This is a genomic window from Aquitalea sp. ASV11 (assembly GCF_016429185.1).
Taxonomy (GTDB): domain Bacteria; phylum Pseudomonadota; class Gammaproteobacteria; order Burkholderiales; family Chromobacteriaceae; genus Aquitalea; species Aquitalea pelogenes.
The window spans coordinates 1-327 of the sequence record NZ_JAELUD010000198.1; the positions used below are offsets into that span (position 1 = coordinate 1).

Below are 327 nucleotides of genomic sequence, written 5' to 3' on the forward strand. Positions count from 1 at the left end.
ACAACAAGATACGACCACAACAAATCGTGACGCTTAGCCCGGCTGGGCGCTGTGCACTGCGGTACTGTCCGGCTGCACCGCGCACTGGCGATAACGGGCCAGCCAGTCAGTCAGCACGGCACTGGCACTGTCTCTTATACACATCTGACGCTGCCGACGAACAGTAAGATGTGGGGGTGGGGGGGGGGGGGGGGGGGGGTGAAGGGGGGGGGGGGGGGGGGGGGGGGGGGGGGGGGGGGGGGGGGGGGGGGGGGGGGGGGGGGGGGGGGGGGGGGGGGGGGGGGGGGGGGGGGGGGGGGGGGGGGGGGGGGGGGGGGGGGGGGGGGG

The 327-nt window shown here is 76.8% G+C and carries 1 protein-coding gene; it reads right to left on the bottom strand.

All coding sequences use genetic code 11. The features are described from left to right. Positions 1–33: 33 nt before the first annotated feature. Positions 34–327: hypothetical protein (locus tag JHD62_RS21690; RefSeq protein ID WP_199104611.1), on the bottom strand; the 294-nt coding region annotated here is incomplete at its 5' end.